The sequence below is a fragment of the Paenibacillus sp. 19GGS1-52 genome, from assembly GCF_022369515.1.
Classification (GTDB): domain Bacteria; phylum Bacillota; class Bacilli; order Paenibacillales; family Paenibacillaceae; genus Paenibacillus_AQ.
Genome location: NZ_CP059724.1, coordinates 5874062 through 5891696, shown reverse-complemented (window position 1 = coordinate 5891696; position 17635 = coordinate 5874062). Strand labels below are relative to the sequence as shown.

Annotated in this window: 18 protein-coding genes and 1 other annotated feature; of the genes, 14 read left to right on the top strand and 4 right to left on the bottom strand. The window is 49.4% G+C overall.

All coding sequences use genetic code 11. The features are described 5' to 3' along the window. Positions 1 to 149: 149 nt before the first annotated feature. Positions 150 to 1580 carry a cardiolipin synthase gene (gene cls, locus H1230_RS27325; RefSeq protein ID WP_239712950.1) on the top strand — a complete coding sequence of 477 codons (1431 nt, stop codon included), beginning with the start codon at positions 150 to 152 and terminating at the stop codon, positions 1578 to 1580. 168 nt (positions 1581 to 1748) lie between these two features. Next, entirely contained in the window at positions 1749 to 2657 is a 909-nt protein-coding gene (locus tag H1230_RS27320) for a YitT family protein (RefSeq protein WP_239712949.1), read from the top strand. 198 nt (positions 2658 to 2855) lie between these two features. Here H1230_RS27320 and ligD read toward each other — a convergent pair whose 3' ends face one another. Genes ligD through ku form a run of 3 tightly spaced genes read right to left on the bottom strand, consistent with a single transcriptional unit; the run spans position 2856 to position 5760 of the window. After that, the gene (ligD, locus tag H1230_RS27315) at positions 2856 to 3740 is read right to left on the bottom strand and encodes a non-homologous end-joining DNA ligase (protein ID WP_239712948.1); all 885 of its coding nucleotides are present in this window, start codon (positions 3738 to 3740) and stop codon (positions 2856 to 2858) included. Positions 3741 to 3765: 25 nt separating this feature from the next. Next, positions 3766 to 4728 (bottom strand): ATP-dependent DNA ligase, encoded by a 963-nt coding sequence (locus tag H1230_RS27310; RefSeq protein ID WP_239712947.1) that lies wholly within the window; start codon positions 4726 to 4728, stop codon positions 3766 to 3768. Between the two features lie 12 nt (positions 4729 to 4740). Further along, on the bottom strand, positions 4741 to 5760 hold the full coding sequence (gene ku / locus H1230_RS27305) for a non-homologous end joining protein Ku (protein ID WP_239712946.1): 1020 nt from the start codon (positions 5758 to 5760) through the stop codon (positions 4741 to 4743). A gap of 158 nt (positions 5761 to 5918) precedes the next feature. On the opposite strand from ku, the gene H1230_RS27300 reads away from it, so the two are divergent. From H1230_RS27300 to H1230_RS27265, 8 genes are all read left to right on the top strand, one after another. Beyond that, positions 5919 to 6098 (top strand): hypothetical protein, encoded by a 180-nt coding sequence (locus H1230_RS27300; RefSeq protein ID WP_239712945.1) that lies wholly within the window; start codon positions 5919 to 5921, stop codon positions 6096 to 6098. Continuing rightward, complete coding sequence (locus H1230_RS27295; protein WP_154116287.1) at positions 6095 to 6280, top strand: H-type small acid-soluble spore protein; 186 nt, start codon at positions 6095 to 6097, stop codon at positions 6278 to 6280. Before H1230_RS27300 ends, H1230_RS27295 begins: the two co-directional genes overlap by 4 nt. A 180-nt stretch (positions 6281 to 6460) precedes the next feature. Then, positions 6461 to 7456, top strand: a complete 996-nt coding sequence (locus H1230_RS27290; RefSeq protein ID WP_239712944.1) for a DMT family transporter — start codon at positions 6461 to 6463, stop codon at positions 7454 to 7456. 101 nt (positions 7457 to 7557) lie between these two features. Beyond that, complete coding sequence (gene tsaE / locus H1230_RS27285; RefSeq protein WP_239712943.1) at positions 7558 to 8040, top strand: tRNA (adenosine(37)-N6)-threonylcarbamoyltransferase complex ATPase subunit type 1 TsaE; 483 nt, start codon at positions 7558 to 7560, stop codon at positions 8038 to 8040. A 5-nt stretch (positions 8041 to 8045) separates the two neighbouring features. Continuing rightward, entirely contained in the window at positions 8046 to 8879 is an 834-nt protein-coding gene (gene tsaB, locus H1230_RS27280; protein ID WP_239712942.1) for a tRNA (adenosine(37)-N6)-threonylcarbamoyltransferase complex dimerization subunit type 1 TsaB, read from the top strand. Continuing rightward, positions 8876 to 9367 (top strand): ribosomal protein S18-alanine N-acetyltransferase, encoded by a 492-nt coding sequence (gene rimI / locus H1230_RS27275; RefSeq protein ID WP_239712941.1) that lies wholly within the window; start codon positions 8876 to 8878, stop codon positions 9365 to 9367. The genes tsaB and rimI overlap by 4 nt, the downstream gene beginning before the upstream one ends. 29 nt (positions 9368 to 9396) lie before the next feature. Continuing rightward, positions 9397 to 10446 carry a tRNA (adenosine(37)-N6)-threonylcarbamoyltransferase complex transferase subunit TsaD gene (tsaD, locus tag H1230_RS27270; RefSeq protein ID WP_239712940.1) on the top strand — a complete coding sequence of 350 codons (1050 nt, stop codon included), beginning with the start codon at positions 9397 to 9399 and terminating at the stop codon, positions 10444 to 10446. A 449-nt stretch (positions 10447 to 10895) separates the two neighbouring features. Further along, positions 10896 to 11182: a binding site (T-box leader), on the top strand. Positions 11183 to 11324: 142 nt separating this feature from the next. Beyond that, complete coding sequence (locus H1230_RS27265; RefSeq protein WP_239712939.1) at positions 11325 to 12875, top strand: 2-isopropylmalate synthase; 1551 nt, start codon at positions 11325 to 11327, stop codon at positions 12873 to 12875. Between the two features lie 405 nt (positions 12876 to 13280). Here H1230_RS27265 and H1230_RS27260 read toward each other — a convergent pair whose 3' ends face one another. Then, positions 13281 to 15233: an ABC-F family ATP-binding cassette domain-containing protein gene (locus H1230_RS27260; protein WP_239712938.1), complete on the bottom strand. Its 1953-nt coding sequence runs from the start codon at positions 15231 to 15233 to the stop codon at positions 13281 to 13283. A gap of 272 nt (positions 15234 to 15505) precedes the next feature. Here H1230_RS27260 and H1230_RS27255 point away from each other — a divergent pair, with 272 nt between their 5' ends. From H1230_RS27255 to H1230_RS27240, 4 genes are all read left to right on the top strand, one after another. Further along, positions 15506 to 16141 carry a 5-formyltetrahydrofolate cyclo-ligase gene (locus tag H1230_RS27255; RefSeq protein ID WP_239712937.1) on the top strand — a complete coding sequence of 212 codons (636 nt, stop codon included), beginning with the start codon at positions 15506 to 15508 and terminating at the stop codon, positions 16139 to 16141. A gap of 3 nt (positions 16142 to 16144) precedes the next feature. Further along, positions 16145 to 16621 carry a cyclic pyranopterin monophosphate synthase MoaC gene (moaC, locus tag H1230_RS27250; RefSeq protein WP_275590997.1) on the top strand — a complete coding sequence of 159 codons (477 nt, stop codon included), beginning with the start codon at positions 16145 to 16147 and terminating at the stop codon, positions 16619 to 16621. Between the two features lie 82 nt (positions 16622 to 16703). Next, a complete protein-coding gene (locus H1230_RS27245) occupies positions 16704 to 17189 on the top strand; it encodes a MogA/MoaB family molybdenum cofactor biosynthesis protein (RefSeq protein ID WP_154116307.1) in 486 nt (161 codons plus the stop codon). Between the two features lie 130 nt (positions 17190 to 17319). Continuing rightward, the gene (locus tag H1230_RS27240; protein WP_154116309.1) at positions 17320 to 17562 is read left to right on the top strand and encodes a twin-arginine translocase TatA/TatE family subunit; all 243 of its coding nucleotides are present in this window, start codon (positions 17320 to 17322) and stop codon (positions 17560 to 17562) included. The last annotated feature ends 73 nt before the right edge of the window (positions 17563 to 17635 follow it).

Below are 17635 nucleotides of genomic sequence, written 5' to 3'. Positions count from 1 at the left end.
GCCGCCCTGTAGCTTAAGATCTTTCTCAGGCTCATCCGAATTGTCCTACTACTCTATGTATTCCGTGTCTTTCGTGAACATGACAACGGTTTGTTTGAATAAAGAAAGAGAGTTACGGCAAAACCTGTACTAGAAGAGGGGTGACTAGTATGAAAATACTCGTGATAATTCTCGGTCTTTTTATTATTCAAATTGCTGTAATTGTGTTTCTTGAGTTCCGACGTCCACAAAGAGCTGTGGCCTGGGTGTTTATTACCCTCTGTTGTCCTCCGCTGGGGCTAGCTTTCTATTACTTCCTGGGTCGTGATTACCGACAAAGTCGCAGAATCAACCGCAGATGTATTTCGCTGTTTCGTGAAATTCGCAATCATGTCTCTGGTAAAAGCTTCGCGGTGAGAAGTACAGCAGAATGCGGTAATTCACAGTTTGAGCACAATGAGGAATTGTTAACCCTGCTCTCCAGGCTGTCAGAAAGCCCGATTACGGGCCATAACAGAATCCAGGTATTGGAAAATGCGCGGGAGGCCTACGACTCCATGCTGGAAGCGATGGAAGGCGCTCGGGAGCATATCCATATGGAATTTTATATTTTTCGGGATGATGAGATTGGAGAACAGTTTCAGGATCTTCTGATCCGCAAGGCGCGTCAGGGAATTAAGGTGCGTCTGTTATGCGATGGTCTGGGCAGTCACAAGTTGAGCGGCAGATTCATACGGACATTAAGAAAGGCCGGAGTTGAGTTTCATTTTTTTCTGCCCCCGCTGACCTCTTTGCTGGATCGTCGTTTTAATTATCGCAATCACCGCAAAATTCTGGTTGTAGACGGACTCGTTGGTTTTACTGGTGGAATGAATGTGGGTGATGATTATTTAGGGAAGAGTCCCAAAATGGGCTTCTGGCGTGACACGCATCTGCGTCTTGAAGGGGATTCTGTCTATTATATCCAGTATATTTTCTTGAAGGACTGGAGACTGGCCACCAATGATGGAATGAGCCATCCCCGCTTGTTTCCAAAACATTCCTGTGAGGAGAGGGAGGCAGTACAGATTGTCGGGAGCGGACCTGATGGAGATATGGATGCTTCCCAGGAGATGTATTTTGCAGCGATGTGCTCGGCTAAACAGCGAATCTGGATTACCTCTCCCTATTTTATACCCGATCCGGCAATTTGCCGGGCGCTAAAGAGTGCTGTGCTTCGTGGAGTGGACGTCAGGATTATAATCCCAGCCAAGCCCGATAACAGACTTGTTTATTATGCCACGTTATCTTATCTGGAGAATTTACAGGAAGCAGGAGTGAAATTTTATCGCTATACCAAAGGTTTCATGCATGCCAAAGTCATGGTTGTGGATGAGCTGTTAGCCTCGGTAGGGAGTGCCAATCTGGACATGCGCAGCTTCTATTCTAACTTTGAGTTGTCGGCGGTGCTGTTGAGTCCGGCGGTAATATCCTCCCTTGCTTCCGGCTTTGAACAGGATCTAAAGCACAGTGATTATATAGATCCACTTCAGTTTAGGAGCAGGAGTTATTTTGTCAAGCGTGTTGAGGGCTTGTGTCAGCTGTTATCACCGCTATTATGACAGGATAAGTGATAAAACAGCATCTTTTCGAAGGTTATTCACCTCTACATTCATTTTTTGGGTTCGTTTATGATATAATAGATTGTATAAAATGAAATTTGCTTAAGTATGGCTGATAATTATACTTCTGTAAGTTTCTAAACTATTTGTTACTCTAGGGGGAGTTCTATGACTGTAAGCCAAGAAGTCTTTGCGAATGGGGATCGTCAGAAGCCGCATAAGTCGGGTGCCTTTAAAACGGCGAAGCTAGCACAGCGAATTATTATGATTACCATTGGCGCGTCTATGATGTCCGTTGCACTTGAGATATTCCTCGTTCCCAACAGTTTGATTGATGGTGGAATTACCGGTATCTCTATTATGCTGTCTCACATTTTCAACATTCCTCTCGGTATTTTGTTAACACTGCTAAACCTTCCATTCCTCGTTGTTGGTTATAAGCAAATTGGTAAGACCTTTGCCTTATCCACATTATATGCTGTAATTCTTATGTCTATTGGTACTCAACTGCTGCATCCTGTAAAGCCTATTACCGTTGAACCGCTGCTTGCCGCAGTATTTGGAGGCGTGATTCTTGGTGTAGGAGTAGGCTTAGTCGTAAGATACGGTGGATCACTGGATGGGACGGAAATCGTGGCTATTCTTGTAGCTAAAAAGCTTCCGTTCTCAGTTGGTGAGGTTGTGATGTTCTTTAACCTGTTTATTCTTTCTGGAGCAGGCTTTGTGTTTGGCTGGAATAATGCCATGTTCTCACTTATTGCGTATTACATTGCTTTTAAGATGATTGACGTTACGCTTGAGGGTCTCGATCAATCGAAGTCAGTATGGATTATCAGCGATAAATTCCGGGATATCGGAGAAGCGCTGACTGAGCGTCTTGGACGCGGTGTTACTTATCTGGAAGGAGAAGGCGGATTCTCCGGTGATAACAAGAAAGTGATTTTTGTGGTCATCACACGTTTGGAAGAGGCAAAACTCAAATCTATAGTTGAGGATTGGGATTCTGATGCATTCGTCGCGATTGGTAATATTCATGATGTTAAGGGTGGACGATTCAAGAAAAAATCCATTCATTAGCGAAGTCATTTCTGAGCTTTTATAAAAGAAGGTATATATTTACGAACGATAGAGCAATAAATACGGTGAAGGAATTTCGTTGTGCCGTATTCTCACATATAATACCTTCTGTCCATTAAGTTGGTTGTCTGATAAGCCCGCAGCATGATTCTGATGCTGCGGGCTTATTGCGTGTATTGATCCCTGCACCTGGCAGCTTCAAGACAACTGCGAGATAATATCCTCCACCGGCTGCGCAGGCACTTTTTGAATAAGATCACCTTTGCTGCCAAGGCGTTCCTCGATGTTCAGCAAATGGAAGTCAGTCGGTGATACATTCTGTTCAACCTCTCTCCACAACAAGGGCGTGGATACCGTCGCAAGCGGTCGTGCGCGAGGTGTATATGGAGCGGCTAGGGTCTTACCACCGTAGTGCTGAAGATAGTCAAAATAGATTCTGTCACCACGATTTTTCTTCAAGCGCTCTAGAGTAAACAGCTCAGGATGTTTCTCGGTCACGAAGCGGCCGACAAAGTGACCTATTCGGCGCAGGCCGTCAAAGGTGACTCCTGGATGAATGGGTACAATAATCTGGACTCCAGTGGCACCGGAGGTCTTGGGGACGGAGTGCAATCCAAGTGATCTCAGTACATCACCAACAATGGCGGTGGCCTCCATGATGCGCGGTTCAACCTCGCGGGAGGGGTCCAGATCAATCATCCATTCACAGGGCAGTTCACTTCCTGCATAATGCAGCGAAGGATGAAACTCCAAGGCGGCGAGATTGCCCAACCAGAGCAACTCGGGTAAACCTTGCAGCATAATATAGGTAATATTCTCGTGAGTCGCCGTCTTCACAAACGAAGGGAGCGGCTCCGGGGCATTTTTCTGATAAAAGGACATACCAGGCACGCCATGCGGATAGCGGATAACCGTGAGCAGGCGGTTCTGACAATAGCGCAGGAGGTAAGGCGAGAGTGCAGCGAGCTTTTGCAGATAGATTTTTTTCGTAATGCCCATTTCCGGCCATAAAAGCTTGTCCGGGTTCGTAATAGCGATCGCTTGTCCATTCACGGTAATGGAGCCTTTAATGGCTGCTGGCATAATATGCTCCTCCTTTCTTGGGGATTCATTGCGGAATTCCTGTGATGCGTTGCTCTATACGACAAGCCTGTGCAGGGATATCGACCCTAGCTTGAATAACTGGCTGACGGAGGGTTCCTGAACGGTTCCATTCCAGAAAATGAATCTTGAATACGAGCTGGGGTTTGATCCAGTAAGCGCCCTTGCTTCGCTGCGGAATAGTAGCAAAGGGCATTTGTTCACTGGCTAAGCTGATTGCCTGTACGGTAAGGCTCCGCCAATCCTCCACGGTCAGACGGCCTGCACCGGCATGCCCGATATAATGCAGCTTGCCAGCATCATCATATAAGCCCAGCAATAGGGCATTTACCGTACCGTCACGAAAAGTAACCCCTCCAGCTACCGCTGTAATATCGGAAATGATCTTACGTTTCTGCCAGCGTTTGTCTTTACCACCTGGTGCATAAGTACTCATAATATCCTTGCATACGATTCCTTCCAGACCTTTACTTTGTGCAGCAGTAAACAGCTCGGCAGGATCGCTATAGCTCGGGACCAGTTGAACATGGGGATGCGGCAGCAGCATCTCGCTTAGGCGCTGCTGCCGCAGAGATAAAGATTGATCAAACAGCCATAGGCCATTGCAATACAGAATATCAAACACCATATAAACGACAGGAACCTGATGTTTGGTGGCCTGAATCGCCGCCTCATTCTTTAAGCTGTCCCGCCGCATCACCTCATGAAATGAGGGTGTGCCTTTAAGAAGTGCAATCACTTCACCATCAAGAATGATCGAATCGGCTTTGCTGTAGGCACGAGCATCATTAAGCTCGGGGTATTGCCCTGTACGGCGGTTTCCACGCCGATTGATGAGCTCAGTCCCATCCCCGTCATAATAGGAGAGCATACGCACACCATCCCATTTGATCTGGGCGATCCACTGATTGCCAACCGGCAACTGACCAGCCAAGACGGGTTCAAAGGGGGTAACTGGCGAAAGCTTCATTTAGCGGACCTCCTAGGACACCGTTTCTTTGCTTTTGGCACTGCGACGTTTCGGCTTGGGTGCAATAACCGGGATCGGGCCGGTGGCATTGTTAAATTTCGCCTCCGCAGCAGGCTCCACCACAGGTTCCGCAACGGCTGGAGTAGTGCGTTGCGCATCGGAAGATGCTGCTGCTTTGGCTTTAGCCGGTTTCTTTTTACCAGTGGCTGTCTGTAGCTTGGTGCTTGTATTGCTGGATATTGAGGGCCCTGGTTCAGAAGGGATATGCTGAACCGCCTCTATACTAGCCTGAAGGGCAGCCATTAGGTCGATCACATTATTCTCTTGTCGCGTTGGAGCAATATGGAACTCCTCACCTGCAACTTTATGGGAGATCAAATCAAGCATCCGCTGGCGGTAGTCATCGGTATATTTAGCCGCGTCAAAAGGAGTGGATAATTGGGAGATAAGCATTTTTGCCATCTCAAGCTCTTTATCATTCACTACTCCAGCTTCAGGCAGATTAGGAACCTGTGAAGCTGGTCGGACTTCGTCCGGATAATAGATCGTTTCGATGGCCAGACAATTCTCCAGCACACGGATGGCTGCGAGGCTGCTCTTGGAACGAAGCGAAATTTTGGCGATGCCTATTCTACCTGTCTGCCGCATGGCCTCCATCAAGAGACGATAAGCATTAGCACCTGCTTGGTCAGGAGCCAAATAATATGTTTTTTGAAAATAAATGGGGTCGATCTCCGTCAAATCCACGAAATCAAGGATCGAAATACTCTTGCTGCTTTCCTCCGTAAGCTGGTCCAGCTCCTCTTTATCAAACAATACAAACTTGCCCTTCTCATACTCATAACCCTTGCCGATTTCTTCCCAAGCCACTTCCTTGTCACATACGGGACATTTGCGTACATAAGACAGTGGACTCCCGCATTCCTTATGAATGTAACGCAAGGAAATATCTTTATCCTCCGTAGCGGAGAACATTTTGACCGGAACATGTACAAGCCCGAAGCTGATAGCCCCTTTCCAAACGGTATGCATGAGATCTCCTCCAGATTATAAGAATGGCTACTATGGCTTAGTATGAGGTGGAGAAGGTTTTTCTAGCCTGATGCATTTTTTGAGAAGCATGGGAAAAAATAAACTTGGGCTTATAAGCTAAGTACCCATACTAATTGGGCGAGCAACGGAGGGATTGTATGGAACAACGGTTGAACATTTGGAGCGATGTGTTGAAGGAACAGGATATTCCCGCTGAAGTTGTAGATTGGGAGAGCATCATAGCTGTTCCGGAGGACGAGTTCGATGCCGATTCAGAAAAACTGGATGCGGAGGAAATGATCGGGGAGTCGCCATATATGGAGGAGGTGCAGGAATGAATATACAGCGGGCACAGGATATTTATGCATCCAAAGAAATGATATCTGTTCATTTGGACGGAAAGCCGGTCTGGATTGAGCATGTGGATGTGGACAATGGAATGGCAACGGTACAGTTGGGCTCCAGCCCGACCAATACGCATACAGTTGGCGTAGAACGGCTGGAGGAACAAGGGCACTAGTGGGAAATGTGAGTTAACGTTGATCCTACTCAAAAACAACAAGGGTTGGCACAAGTAGCCATTTCATGGCGTTTGGGTCAGCCCCTTTTGCTATAAGCAGCTATAGGTGAAACAAAGATTGACGGTGTTAGATATAAACCCATAACATTAAAGAAATATGGAATGAAAAGAGATGATTGTGTGCGTCCCCTATTGCTCGGCGTGTGCGCTGCGCTGTTCTTCGCAGTATCTTTTGTGCTTAATCGACGGATGGAGCTGTCGGGTGGAAGCTGGGCCTGGAGCGCCTCGCTGCGCTATTTATTCACCTTACCCTTCCTGATTGCTATCGTGGCCGGACGGCGCAGGCTGAAGCCCTTGCTGCTGGTTATGGCAGAGCGTCCGACTGCCTGGCTATTATGGGGGACAGTAGGTTTTGGTTTATTCTATGCACCGCTGTGTTATGCTGCAGCCTATGCTCCGGGCTGGCTGACAGCAGGAACATGGCAGATCACCATTATCTCTGGGTCTTTGCTCGCACCCTTGTTCGGGCAATGGATGACGGGGCCGAAAGGTCCAATTTACATACGTGGCAGAATCCCTATTCGCGGGTTAGGTATGTCTTTAATTATTCTAGCCGGAGTGGCGCTGCTCCAAGTAGAGCATGCACAACATCTGGCAATGACTCAGGTTCTACTGGGTGTCCTGCCTGTGTTGGTGGCGTCCTTCGCTTATCCGCTTGGAAACCGTAAAATGATGGAACTCTGCGGAGACAGGCTGGATGTCTTTCAGCGCATCCTTGGCATGACCTTAGCGAGTCTTCCGTTCTGGCTTCTGCTCGGGATTTACGGTCTTGCTGATGTAGGTCTGCCTTCCGCGGGTCAGGTGGGGCAGTCCGTTATTGTCGCCATATCTTCAGGAGTAATAGCAACTGTCCTGTTTTTTCGTGCCACCGATATGGTCCGCAGCAGCATGAGCGGCTTGGCGGCAGTGGAAGCCACTCAGTCGCTGGAGGTTCTATTTGCATTAGCAGGCGAGATGCTGATTCTATCAACATCACGGCCTTCCTTGTTGTCGTGGGTAGGAATTGCTGTGATTATTCTAGGGATGATCCTGCACAGTCTACTTTCTCAACGTTCAGGAACCAAAGCATCTGCTGACGCAAGATTGAAGAGCAGGATATCTCCTCCTTCAGCTTGAATTACTGAGTAAGGACAGTTGTTGCGGTGAGGGAATCATACCGATATAATTAAATGTATTATAATTTTGCAGGTATTTTGTTTAAAAGGTGGTAGTTGGTGTTGGACAATAACGTCGAAACGGTTTTCACTTACCGATCATACAGTCCGCAGGATACCGAACAGCTTGCGGCTGCGATTGCGGCTGTATCCACAGCAGGTTTGGTGATTGGTTTGGACGGTGATCTGGGGGCAGGGAAAACGGCATTCTCGCAAGGCTATGCCCGCTATTTAGGGGTTGAGGATATCGTTAGCAGTCCTACATTTACAATTATTAAAGAGTATAAAGGCCGTTTGCCGCTATACCATATGGATGTATATCGGATATCCTTTCAGGAAGCGGACGAGCTTGGACTAGATGAGTATTTCTATGGACAGGGTGTCTGTCTGGTGGAGTGGAGCAGTATTATACAAGAGTTGATGCCGCCGCGGCATATGCACATACACATGGAAACGACCGGATTGGATGAACGAATCATTACGGTAACCGGAATCGGCGAGCCTTATGGCGAACTTTGCCGGGACTTAAGCCAGAAGTGGGGTTAAGAAAGATGACGAATGAAAATAAAGAGCCGCGCAAGCGGTTTTTGGCGCTGGATACATCTACGGCTACACTTGGTGTAGCCATAACAGAGAATGGGCGATTGCTGCACGAGATCAATGCTTCCGGTGAGCGGAATCATTCGGTACATCTGTTGCCCATTATTGAGCAGGTGCTGCAAGCAACCGGAACAACCGCTGCTATGCTGGGTGGGATTTCTGTGGGTGTCGGACCCGGCTCTTATACGGGGACACGCATCGCAGTTACGGCTGCCAAGACGCTGGCTTGGGCCTGGAATGTACCCGTAGCGGGCATATCTACGCTACAGGCGCTAGCTTGGGGTGGGCGTCTTGCGGGCCTTGTGAGCCAGACTGAGGCTGTCCTGACTTTAAATGAACAGGTCGAAGGGGTGGGTCCGGACTGGATAATTCCATTGCTGGATGCACGCCGGGGCCAAGCCTACACAGCATTATTCTGCGCGGATGGGACAGGCAGTCCCAGCCGTCTTGAGCCAGATGCCATCCGCTTGATGGCGGATTGGGTCGAACACTTAGCGGCACGTCTTGCTCAGGCCCAAGCGGATGGGTTAAGTCCGCGCTTGATCTGGTTTGTCGGGGACACTGGACTGCACGGCAGCGCGGAATCGCTTCAACCACTGCAGGAACTTAGCAACATTCTCGTTGTAGCCTATGAGCTTGAGGGACGTTGGACTGGATTTCTTGGCGAGGAACGCCTGCAGGTAGGCAGCGACGATATACATACCCTAATCCCCAATTATACGCAGCTGTCAGAAGCGGAAGCCAATTTACGCCGAAGCAGCGAAGGGAGCTTAAACAAACGATGACGGAATCGGAGCCGGTAAGAGAGCAGGAAGTTGAGCCTATTTTTCGTCTGATGAAGGTGGAGGATATTCCGGAGATTCTCGTAATTGAACGGGAAGCTTTTACGATGCCCTGGACGGAGGAGGCTTTCCGCAACGAGTTGACCCATAATCACTTTGCCAAATATATGGTCATGGAGCTGTCAAATCACATTATCGGCTATGCCGGAATGTGGGCTATTGTTGACGAAGCACATGTGACGAACATCGCCTTGCTGGAGGCTTATCGGGGACGCAAATGGGGAGATCGGCTGCTGGACGAGCTGATGAAGACAGCCGCTTTTTTAGGCATGATCTCCATTACGCTAGAAGTACGGGCATCTAACGAGATAGCCCAGAATTTATACCGCAAAAAAGGCTTCCGCTCTGCTGGCACTCGCAAAGGGTATTATTCCGACAACCGCGAGGACGCGCTCATTATGTGGGCAGATCTGCCGGCTTACGGAGAGTAGAGCATCATGGAAGGAAGCGTGGACTTGAAATGAAGACAGAAGCAGGTACAGCACAATCTGTACTTATATTAGCCATAGAAACCAGCTGTGATGAGACGGCAGTAGCCGTTATAAAAGATGGCTGCGAGGTGCTGTCGAGCATCATCTCCAGCCAGATCGAGATTCACCGTGCTTATGGCGGTGTTGTACCGGAAGTGGCCTCCCGTAAGCATGTGGAGGTTATTACTCTGATTATAGAGGAGGCTCTGTCTGTTGCGGGCATTAAGCCTGAGCAATTAACGGCAGTAGCAGTTACTCAAGGACCGGGGCTGGTTGGAGCATTGCTGGTCGGTGTGGTAGCTGCCAAGAGCTTGGCTCTAGCTTGGGGAAAGCCGTTAATCGGCACCCATCATATCGCCGGGCATATTTATGCCAACCGGCTTGTTGCGGAGTTGCAGTATCCCAATATGACCTTAGTCGTGTCCGGTGGACACACGGAACTGGTTCATATGGAACGGGAAGGTGAGTTTCGGATTATTGGCCGCACCCGTGACGATGCTGTGGGCGAAGCTTACGATAAAGTAGCCCGCGCGTTAGGCTTCCCTTATCCGGGCGGTCCCCATGTAGACCGTCTGGCGCGTGAGGCGACAGCAGCTGTTCCGCTGCCGCGTGTCTGGCTGGAGCATGATTCCTATGATTTCAGCTTCAGCGGATTGAAGTCGGCTGTGCTGAATGTAGTGAATCAGAGTAAGATGAAAGGTCTGACGCCAGATGTAGCAGGCATCGCCCGCGGCTTCCAAGAATCAGTGGTCGAAGTACTGGTTGAGAAGGCGGTGCGTGCCGTAAGATCTTGTGATTCCAAACAGTTGCTGCTCTGCGGTGGTGTTGCGGCAAACGTCGGGTTGCGTACAGCGTTGACCTCCCGCTGCAAAGCAGAAGGTATCGAACTTATCATTCCGCCACCCATATATTGTACGGACAATGCCGCCATGATTGGCGCGGCTGCCTACGTGAAGTGGCAGCATGACGGAGGTACACCGCTGGACATGGTGGCTGACCCCGGATTCTCGCTAGAGAATTGGTCCGTAGCTGCCTATTGACAGCCTTTGATTGATGCAGGTATAATCAGACCAATTATACAAGGATCAAACGCGATGAATGGAAGTAGTAAGGATACTCCGGGATAAGAGAGCTGCGGGCAGGTGCGACGCAGTCGAAGGAGCCCTGAACTCGTCCGGGAGCGGAGCGGTGGAAGCAGGATGCTCTGGAAGCTAAGAGAGCGTTGACCGGCAAGCAGTACGCTGGGCCTTTCGTACATCGTTACGGGTTACCTCCGTGAGAGGGTGGTCGAGTAAGGGAAGGATGGGAATATCCGTCTCCACTTACCGGCTGTAAAGTGGATGTTCTTGGTATCGGCAGCAATCCAGCCGGTATAGAAGGATGTCAACAAGAGTGGTACCGCGAAGGTTAACAGCCTGTCGTCTCTTGCATGAGATGGCAGGCTTTTTTGTGTCCATTTTTAAGAGAACAGCAGAGAGCAAGTTATAAGATAAACGCAATGAACGGGAGTAGTAGAGAGTGATGGTGAACAGAGAGCTGCGGGGTGGTGCAACGCAGTCACCAAGAACTCTTGAATCTCGCCCGGGAGCGGAGCGGTGGAATAGAAGTGATACACCGCCTACGGATGTCCCCGTTACCGGACCTTTTGGAGAATGCTCACACTATTATTGTTGTGAGAGTCCCGGAAGAAGAGCTGGACGCAGCTAGTGGCTACCTATGTGTAGCTTATGCGTCAAAAAGAGTGGTACCGCGGAGGGGTGACCCGCCGTCTCTTTATATAGAGACGGCGGGTTTTTTGCGTTGTTGTAGAAGATGCTGCCGGCAGCAGTGGGTGGGATAAGTTGCAGAGCCGCAAGTCGACGTGCGGTCCTGCATTGAAATCAACGTTAAGGATATTCAAAAACTAGGAGGTTACCTCATGATTATTCCAGTAAAGAAACGTATACAGATTTTTGATACCACGCTGCGTGATGGTGAACAGGCTCCCGGTGCAAGTCTGACCCCTGAGCAAAAAATAGTTCTGGCTTACAAGCTCGCGGAATTGGGTGTTGATGTGCTTGAGCCGGGCTTCCCGGTTTCAAGCCCCGGTGATTTTGCTGCGGTGGAGACGATTTCGCGCAAGGTGCAGGGCTTGGAGATCTGTGGTTTTGCCCGGGCTGTAAAAGGAGATATCGATGCTGCTGTTCGGGCTACGCAGGATGCGAATCGGCGGCGGATTCATCTGTTCATCTCCTCTTCGGATATTCACCTGCGCCATCAGCTGCGCAAGAGCAGACCCGAGGTCGTTGCTGCCGCCCGTGAGATGACGGCATATGCGCGCCAATTCTGTGAGGTTGTAGAATTCACAGCTATGGACGCAGCGCGGACAGGTATTGATGATCTGATCGAAATGGTTGAAGCGGTTATAGCAGAGGGAGCTTCGATCATTAATTTACCTGACACCGTCGGATACGCGCTGCCGCAGGAATACGGAGAAATGTTCCGGCGTGTACGGCTGGGGGCTAGAGGAGGAGAGACGGTGAGTTACAGCGCACACTGTCACAATGACTTGGGGCTGGCTGTAGCCAACAGTCTGGCGGCTATTGCTGGAGGTGCCACCCAGATTGAGGTCACCGTCAATGGTGTCGGAGAACGAACCGGCAACTGCGCGCTGGAGGAGCTGGTGATGGCACTGGAAACACGTGGCGATGTGCTTGACGCAGAGACGGGGATCGTGCTGGATAAGCTGTATGAAACCTCGCGGTTGATCAGCGGGGCGATGCATTTTCCCATTGCGTATAACAAGCCAGTGGTCGGAAGGAATGCCTTTCAGCATGAGTCAGGCATCCATCAGGATGGTCTGCTGAAAGACCGCAGCACCTATGAGATTATGGACCCGGAGCGTTTGGGCATTCCGCGTAGTATGATCATTCTGGGTAAGCATTCCGGCAGGCATGCGCTGAAGGATCGGACTGCAAAGTATGGTATAACGCTGGCCCCAACGGAACTGGATGCATTGTATGAGACATTCAAGGAAACGGCTGACCGCCAAAAGGTTGTCAGTGATGACCAACTGCTGCAAATGGTGAGCCAGGCAACCGGGCAGCAGGCTCAGGTCTACGAGCTGGGTGAGGTTCAAGTGTTGGCAGGCAGCGCACAACGCCGTGTTGCTGCAGTGACCGTCCATCACTTGAAGAGTGGTTTGGAAACCTCTCATACAAGCACTGGTGATGGACCGTTGGAAGCGATCATCGCTGCTATTGGGCAGGGTATTGCTGAAAATATTGATTTTGTAGGACTAGAGCTGCATTCCTTGGGCAGCGGAGAGAACGCCCAGGCTGAGGCAGCCGTCATGGTGGAGTGGGAAGGTCTTAAATTTAGAGGAACAGCTACCCATCAGGATATTGTAATGGCAGCTGGCATTGCTTATATTGCGGCCTGCAATGCGGCACTTCTCTCCACGCAGGCTCTAAACGATTCGACAATGTAAAAATAATGTACCCGCCGTCTTCTTTGGAGCTGGCGGGTTCTTTTTTACTGTAATAAGGTTGTGAAAAAAGCGCGTCACATCTTTTGTCAAGTTGTGGACAAAGTTATCCACATATTCCTCTGTAATTGTGTAAAAACCATGTAAAATCAACAATAACGCCTCTTTTTTGGCTCTTCCAAAAGTCGATTTTACGATAAGTAAATTTTAGTGGAAATTGTGGATAGTGTGGATAGTTCGGTGGATAAAAAATGCTTGACAGCACAAATAGCGATTTTAAGCCTAAAAAAAGGCCCGAAGGGCCTTTTTAGAGAGAGAGTTATGCACGAAATCTGTGGATAGAGCTGTGGATAACTATTTATGAACAAATCAGGAACAGTTAATAAATATTTTTAAACAGCACTTACATTATTCGTCAGCAAGAATTTCCCATTCGCTAAAAAAACCGCTTAGAGACGCTTTTTTGTCCTTTAGATCTGCTTCATAGCCCTGAAGTGCCAAATAATCCTGATAAATTTCAGGTTTCGTCATTTCATTCTCTATAAAAGCAACTTTTTCCTCCAACTCGGAAATATTCTTCTCAAGTTCGGCAATACGTCGTTGGCGGTTGCGTTCCTCGCGTTTGGTTTGCTTGTCTGCTTCAAAGGTGGAAATGGCACCTTTATCCTGTACAGCTGCTTCATTATTGGTGTTTTTGGAGGCCGTTGCCAAAGCTAATTCCGCAGCTTCGTTTGCAATTTCCTCCAATTCCCGCTTTTTATCGACATAGTCGTCGTAATTGCCAAGGTATTGATCGATGCCGCTGGGATGCAGCTCCAGAATACGCTCGGCCATTTTGTTAAGGAAATAACGGTCATGGGAAATGAAGAGCAGTGTGCCCTCAAAATCCATTAAGGCCGCTTCCAGAACCTCACGGCTGACAAGGTCCAAATGGTTGGTTGGCTCATCCAGAATAAGCATATTGGCACCGCGCAGCATGAGCTTGGACAGTGACACACGTGCTTTCTCACCACCACTTAAGGCGGCTATTCTTTTCTGAACATCCTCGCCACTGAACAGGAAATTACCAAGAATGGTGCGGATTCGCGCCTCCTCCAGCATTGGATATTCGCTCCATAGCTCTTCAAGAACGGTATTGCGTGGATTCAGATGAGTCTGTTCCTGATCGTAATAAGCAATTTTTACTTTGGTACCCCAATTCACAGATCCGACAGAGGGCTCACGGCTTCCAATCATACATTGCAGCAGCGTCGATTTACCGATCCCATTTGGGCCAATAAGTGCAGCGGTTTCACCCCGACGTAGTTCGAAGGAGGCATTCTTGAATAAGGGCTGGCCTTCATTAAAGGAAACGGAGACCTGGCGAACCTGGAGCACCTCTTTACCGGACATAAAATCTGGCTCGAAGGAAAAGTTGGCTTTCTTCATGTCGCCCATCGGCCGATCAATACGCTCCATTTTGTCCAGTGCTTTACGTCTGCTCTGAGCTCGCTTGGTAGTAGATGCCCGCACAATGTTGCGCTGCACGAAATCCTCCATCCGCGAAATCTCGTCCTGCTGCTTCTCAAACTGCTTCATTCTGATTTCATACTCGGCCGCCTTCAGTTCCATATAACGGGTGTAATTGCCCGTATAACGCCGGGACTCATGCCGTTCAATCTCTACAATGGCAGTAACTAGCCGGTCTAGAAAGTAACGGTCATGGGAGACAACCAGAATTCCGCCGGCATAACCGCGCAGATAATCCTCCAGCCAGGTGAGCGTTTCGATATCGAGATGGTTGGTCGGCTCATCCAGCATCAGAAGATCAGGGGCTTGAAGCAGGATGCGGGCTAGGGCGAGCCGTGTTTTTTGTCCTCCGCTCAGTGTGGAAATTGGCGTTTCCGGTGCGAATTCACCAAAGCCCATACCATGCAGGACACTACGGATACGCGTATTCATTTCATAACCGCCATGATCCTTGAACCAGTCCGATCGGACCGCATATCGTTCTAACAGTTCTTCATAACGTTTCGAATCCTCCGCCACTCTGGGATCGGCAATACTGGCTTCCATCCGCCGCAGCTCTGCCTCGGCCTCGATCAGTGGTGCAAAAACGGCCAGCATTTCTTCATGAATCGTCTTATCCGATTGCAGGCCGCTGTTCTGGGCCAGATACCCGATCGTAGTTTCTTTTGCTTTATGAATTTGCCCGCTGTCAAAAGACATTTCACCCGCGAGAATTTGCAGGAAGGTTGACTTACCAGCACCGTTGACACCAACGAGACCGACCCGTTCTTTCTCATTAACCTGTAGGCTTATGCCGTCCAGCACGCTCTGTATACCATATGATTTACTAATTCCTGTCGCTTGAAGAAGCATAACGATGAAACCTCCACCCTTGCATTTTTCGCTTTGGCACCAATCGCCGCCGCCGTTCTGAACAACTTAATCTATAGTTTACATGAAAAGCGTTTCCGGCGCGAGAGTCTGTCATTAGGCAGGTGTGGGATGTAAGGGAAGAGTGGGGGAACATCTTGCCCAGAGCCATCTTGGCGAACGGGGGAGAAGAGTGGTAAACTGAATTTACAAACAGCAAAGAAAGCTAAAGATAAGTAAAAATAAATAATGATTAGATAAGGAGGCAGCCGACGATGACGGGCAAGCGTGCATTGCTCGCCGAAGTAAAGCGGGAGCTGCGTATTCAGAGGTCTGCCGCCCGAGACAAGCTGCCTGCAGACCAGAGAGAGCAACTCTCTTCTCTGGTCTGCAGGCATGCATGGGAGTGGATGAAGACGGTTGGCGCAGCATCACTGCTGGCTTATGTACCGTTCCGCTCTGAACTGGACACCCGCCCGCTTATCACGCGGGCGTGGGAGGAGCAGTGTGAAGTGCTGCTGCCCCGCGTGCTTCCGGGAAGCGGAGCAATGACTTTGCACAAGGTCCACTCGTGGAACGAGCTGGCCCCGGGAGCATATGGTATTCTCGAGCCTGTACTTTCAACTGGAGCACAACAAGAATCAGAGGTACTACCGCTACCTACGACCATATTTGTCCCGGGACTGGCTTTCGACCTTCGGGGTGGTCGTCTTGGCTATGGCCGCGGGTATTACGACCGCTTGCGAGCCGCCTGGGAGACTAATCCGCGTGAGCACGCGAAGCCGCCTATATGGATTGGTGTGGCTTATGGTATGCAAATCGTTCCAGAGGTGCCAATGGCTGACCATGATGCATTTATGGACTTGCTAATTACGGAGAATGGCATACTACATTGCCGTAAAGGAGAATGAAGCTTGGAATTGACGCATTTCAATGAAGAGGGCAGAGCACGCATGGTGGATGTCAGCGATAAGGAGATTACCAAGCGGATCGCTGTTGCGCGCAGTATGGTTACGATGGATTCAGGGACAATGAGTGCCATCAAGGAGGGCAAGATCAGCAAAGGCGATGTGCTTGCCGTAGCGCAGGTCGCCGGAATTATGGCCGCGAAGAAGACTTCCGACTGGATTCCAATGTGTCACCCGCTGCCGCTTACAGGGATTGATATCCGCTTCTCAGATAACAGCGAAGATGAACTATATATAGAAGCAACTGTCAAGACTACCGGAAAGACCGGTGTAGAAATGGAGGCGCTGACCGCCGTTTCGGTTGCAGCATTGACCGTATATGACATGTGCAAGGCTTTGCAGAAGGATATGATGATCGGACCTACGCAATTGATTTCCAAGAGCGGCGGGAAGAACGGAGATTACGCGCGGGAAGAATCATAACAGCTTGAGCTTTATACACTTAAGCGCGAAGGCTGCAACTTATAGCCAATCATACATAGTACATAAAGGGGAGGGTAAGCCTATGGCGTGGAGAACAGCAATCCTGACGGCCAGTGATAAAGGGGCCAGAGGCGAACGGGAAGACACGAGCGCCCAGGTTATTCGGGAGCTTGTGGAAGAAGAACTTGGGGGCGAAATTGTCGAATATCGGATCGTACCCGATGAGCAAGATGAGATTATTGCGGCATTGATTGAGCTTACTGATTATTTTCAGGCGGATCTGGTGCTTACAACGGGAGGAACAGATCTGGCGATTCGCGATGTGACTCCGGAAGCAACCCGGCGAGTAATCGAACGGGAGGTACCGGGATTGTCTGAGGCCATGCGGAACACGGTGATGCAGAAGAATCGTGCAGTAATGTTATTCCGTGGTATTTGTGGTATTCGTGGACGCACGCTAATCGTTAATTTACCTGGCACGCCTAAAGGTGTTCATGAGAATCTGGCTGCGATTATGGATCAGCTTCCTGAGGCTCTACTCATGGTCACAGGTCAGTACCGCCAGTAAGTTGATTGTCCTTGTCATATCATCGTAGCAGCCAAAGATAGTCGATGGATGTGTGATATAAGTTATGGTATTATTAAATTATCGACAAAATATCATGAACGGACAAATGTGACAAGGAGGAATAACAACAATGCTAAGTGGAATTGGTACTCCCGGAATTATTATGCTGGTCATATTGGCGCTATTGCTCTTTGGTCCAAACAAGCTTCCGGAGCTGGGCCGTGCAGTTGGACGGACTTTCCGTGAATTCAAAGAAGGCGCACGTGATGTTATGAGTGAACCTGAATCGGTGAAGAAGAGTGAAGCTCCTGTACCGCCGGCCCCTCAGAAAGTCGTTGCGGAAGTTCCACAGGATAGACGGTTACCAGAATAAATAGAACCAATACATGCGGGGGCTATTTCTCAAGTCTGTACCAGACTTTGAGGATACCCCCTTTTTCTAGTTA

Coding starts and splice junctions, on each gene's coding strand:
- H1230_RS27240 (WP_154116309.1), top strand. CDS start 17,320: ATGCTAAGTGGAATTGGTACTCCCGGAATTATTATGCTGGTCATATTG.
- H1230_RS27295 (WP_154116287.1), top strand. CDS start 6,095: ATGAATATACAGCGGGCACAGGATATTTATGCATCCAAAGAAATGATA.
- H1230_RS27265 (WP_239712939.1), top strand. CDS start 11,325: ATGATTATTCCAGTAAAGAAACGTATACAGATTTTTGATACCACGCTG.
- ligD (WP_239712948.1), bottom strand. CDS start 3,740: ATGCCAGCAGCCATTAAAGGCTCCATTACCGTGAATGGACAAGCGATC.
- ku (WP_239712946.1), bottom strand. CDS start 5,760: ATGCATACCGTTTGGAAAGGGGCTATCAGCTTCGGGCTTGTACATGTT.
- H1230_RS27320 (WP_239712949.1), top strand. CDS start 1,749: ATGACTGTAAGCCAAGAAGTCTTTGCGAATGGGGATCGTCAGAAGCCG.
- cls (WP_239712950.1), top strand. CDS start 150: ATGAAAATACTCGTGATAATTCTCGGTCTTTTTATTATTCAAATTGCT.
- H1230_RS27245 (WP_154116307.1), top strand. CDS start 16,704: ATGGCGTGGAGAACAGCAATCCTGACGGCCAGTGATAAAGGGGCCAGA.
- tsaB (WP_239712942.1), top strand. CDS start 8,046: ATGACGAATGAAAATAAAGAGCCGCGCAAGCGGTTTTTGGCGCTGGAT.
- H1230_RS27310 (WP_239712947.1), bottom strand. CDS start 4,728: ATGAAGCTTTCGCCAGTTACCCCCTTTGAACCCGTCTTGGCTGGTCAG.
- H1230_RS27260 (WP_239712938.1), bottom strand. CDS start 15,233: ATGCTTCTTCAAGCGACAGGAATTAGTAAATCATATGGTATACAGAGC.
- tsaD (WP_239712940.1), top strand. CDS start 9,397: ATGAAGACAGAAGCAGGTACAGCACAATCTGTACTTATATTAGCCATA.
- rimI (WP_239712941.1), top strand. CDS start 8,876: ATGACGGAATCGGAGCCGGTAAGAGAGCAGGAAGTTGAGCCTATTTTT.
- H1230_RS27255 (WP_239712937.1), top strand. CDS start 15,506: ATGACGGGCAAGCGTGCATTGCTCGCCGAAGTAAAGCGGGAGCTGCGT.
- H1230_RS27300 (WP_239712945.1), top strand. CDS start 5,919: ATGGAACAACGGTTGAACATTTGGAGCGATGTGTTGAAGGAACAGGAT.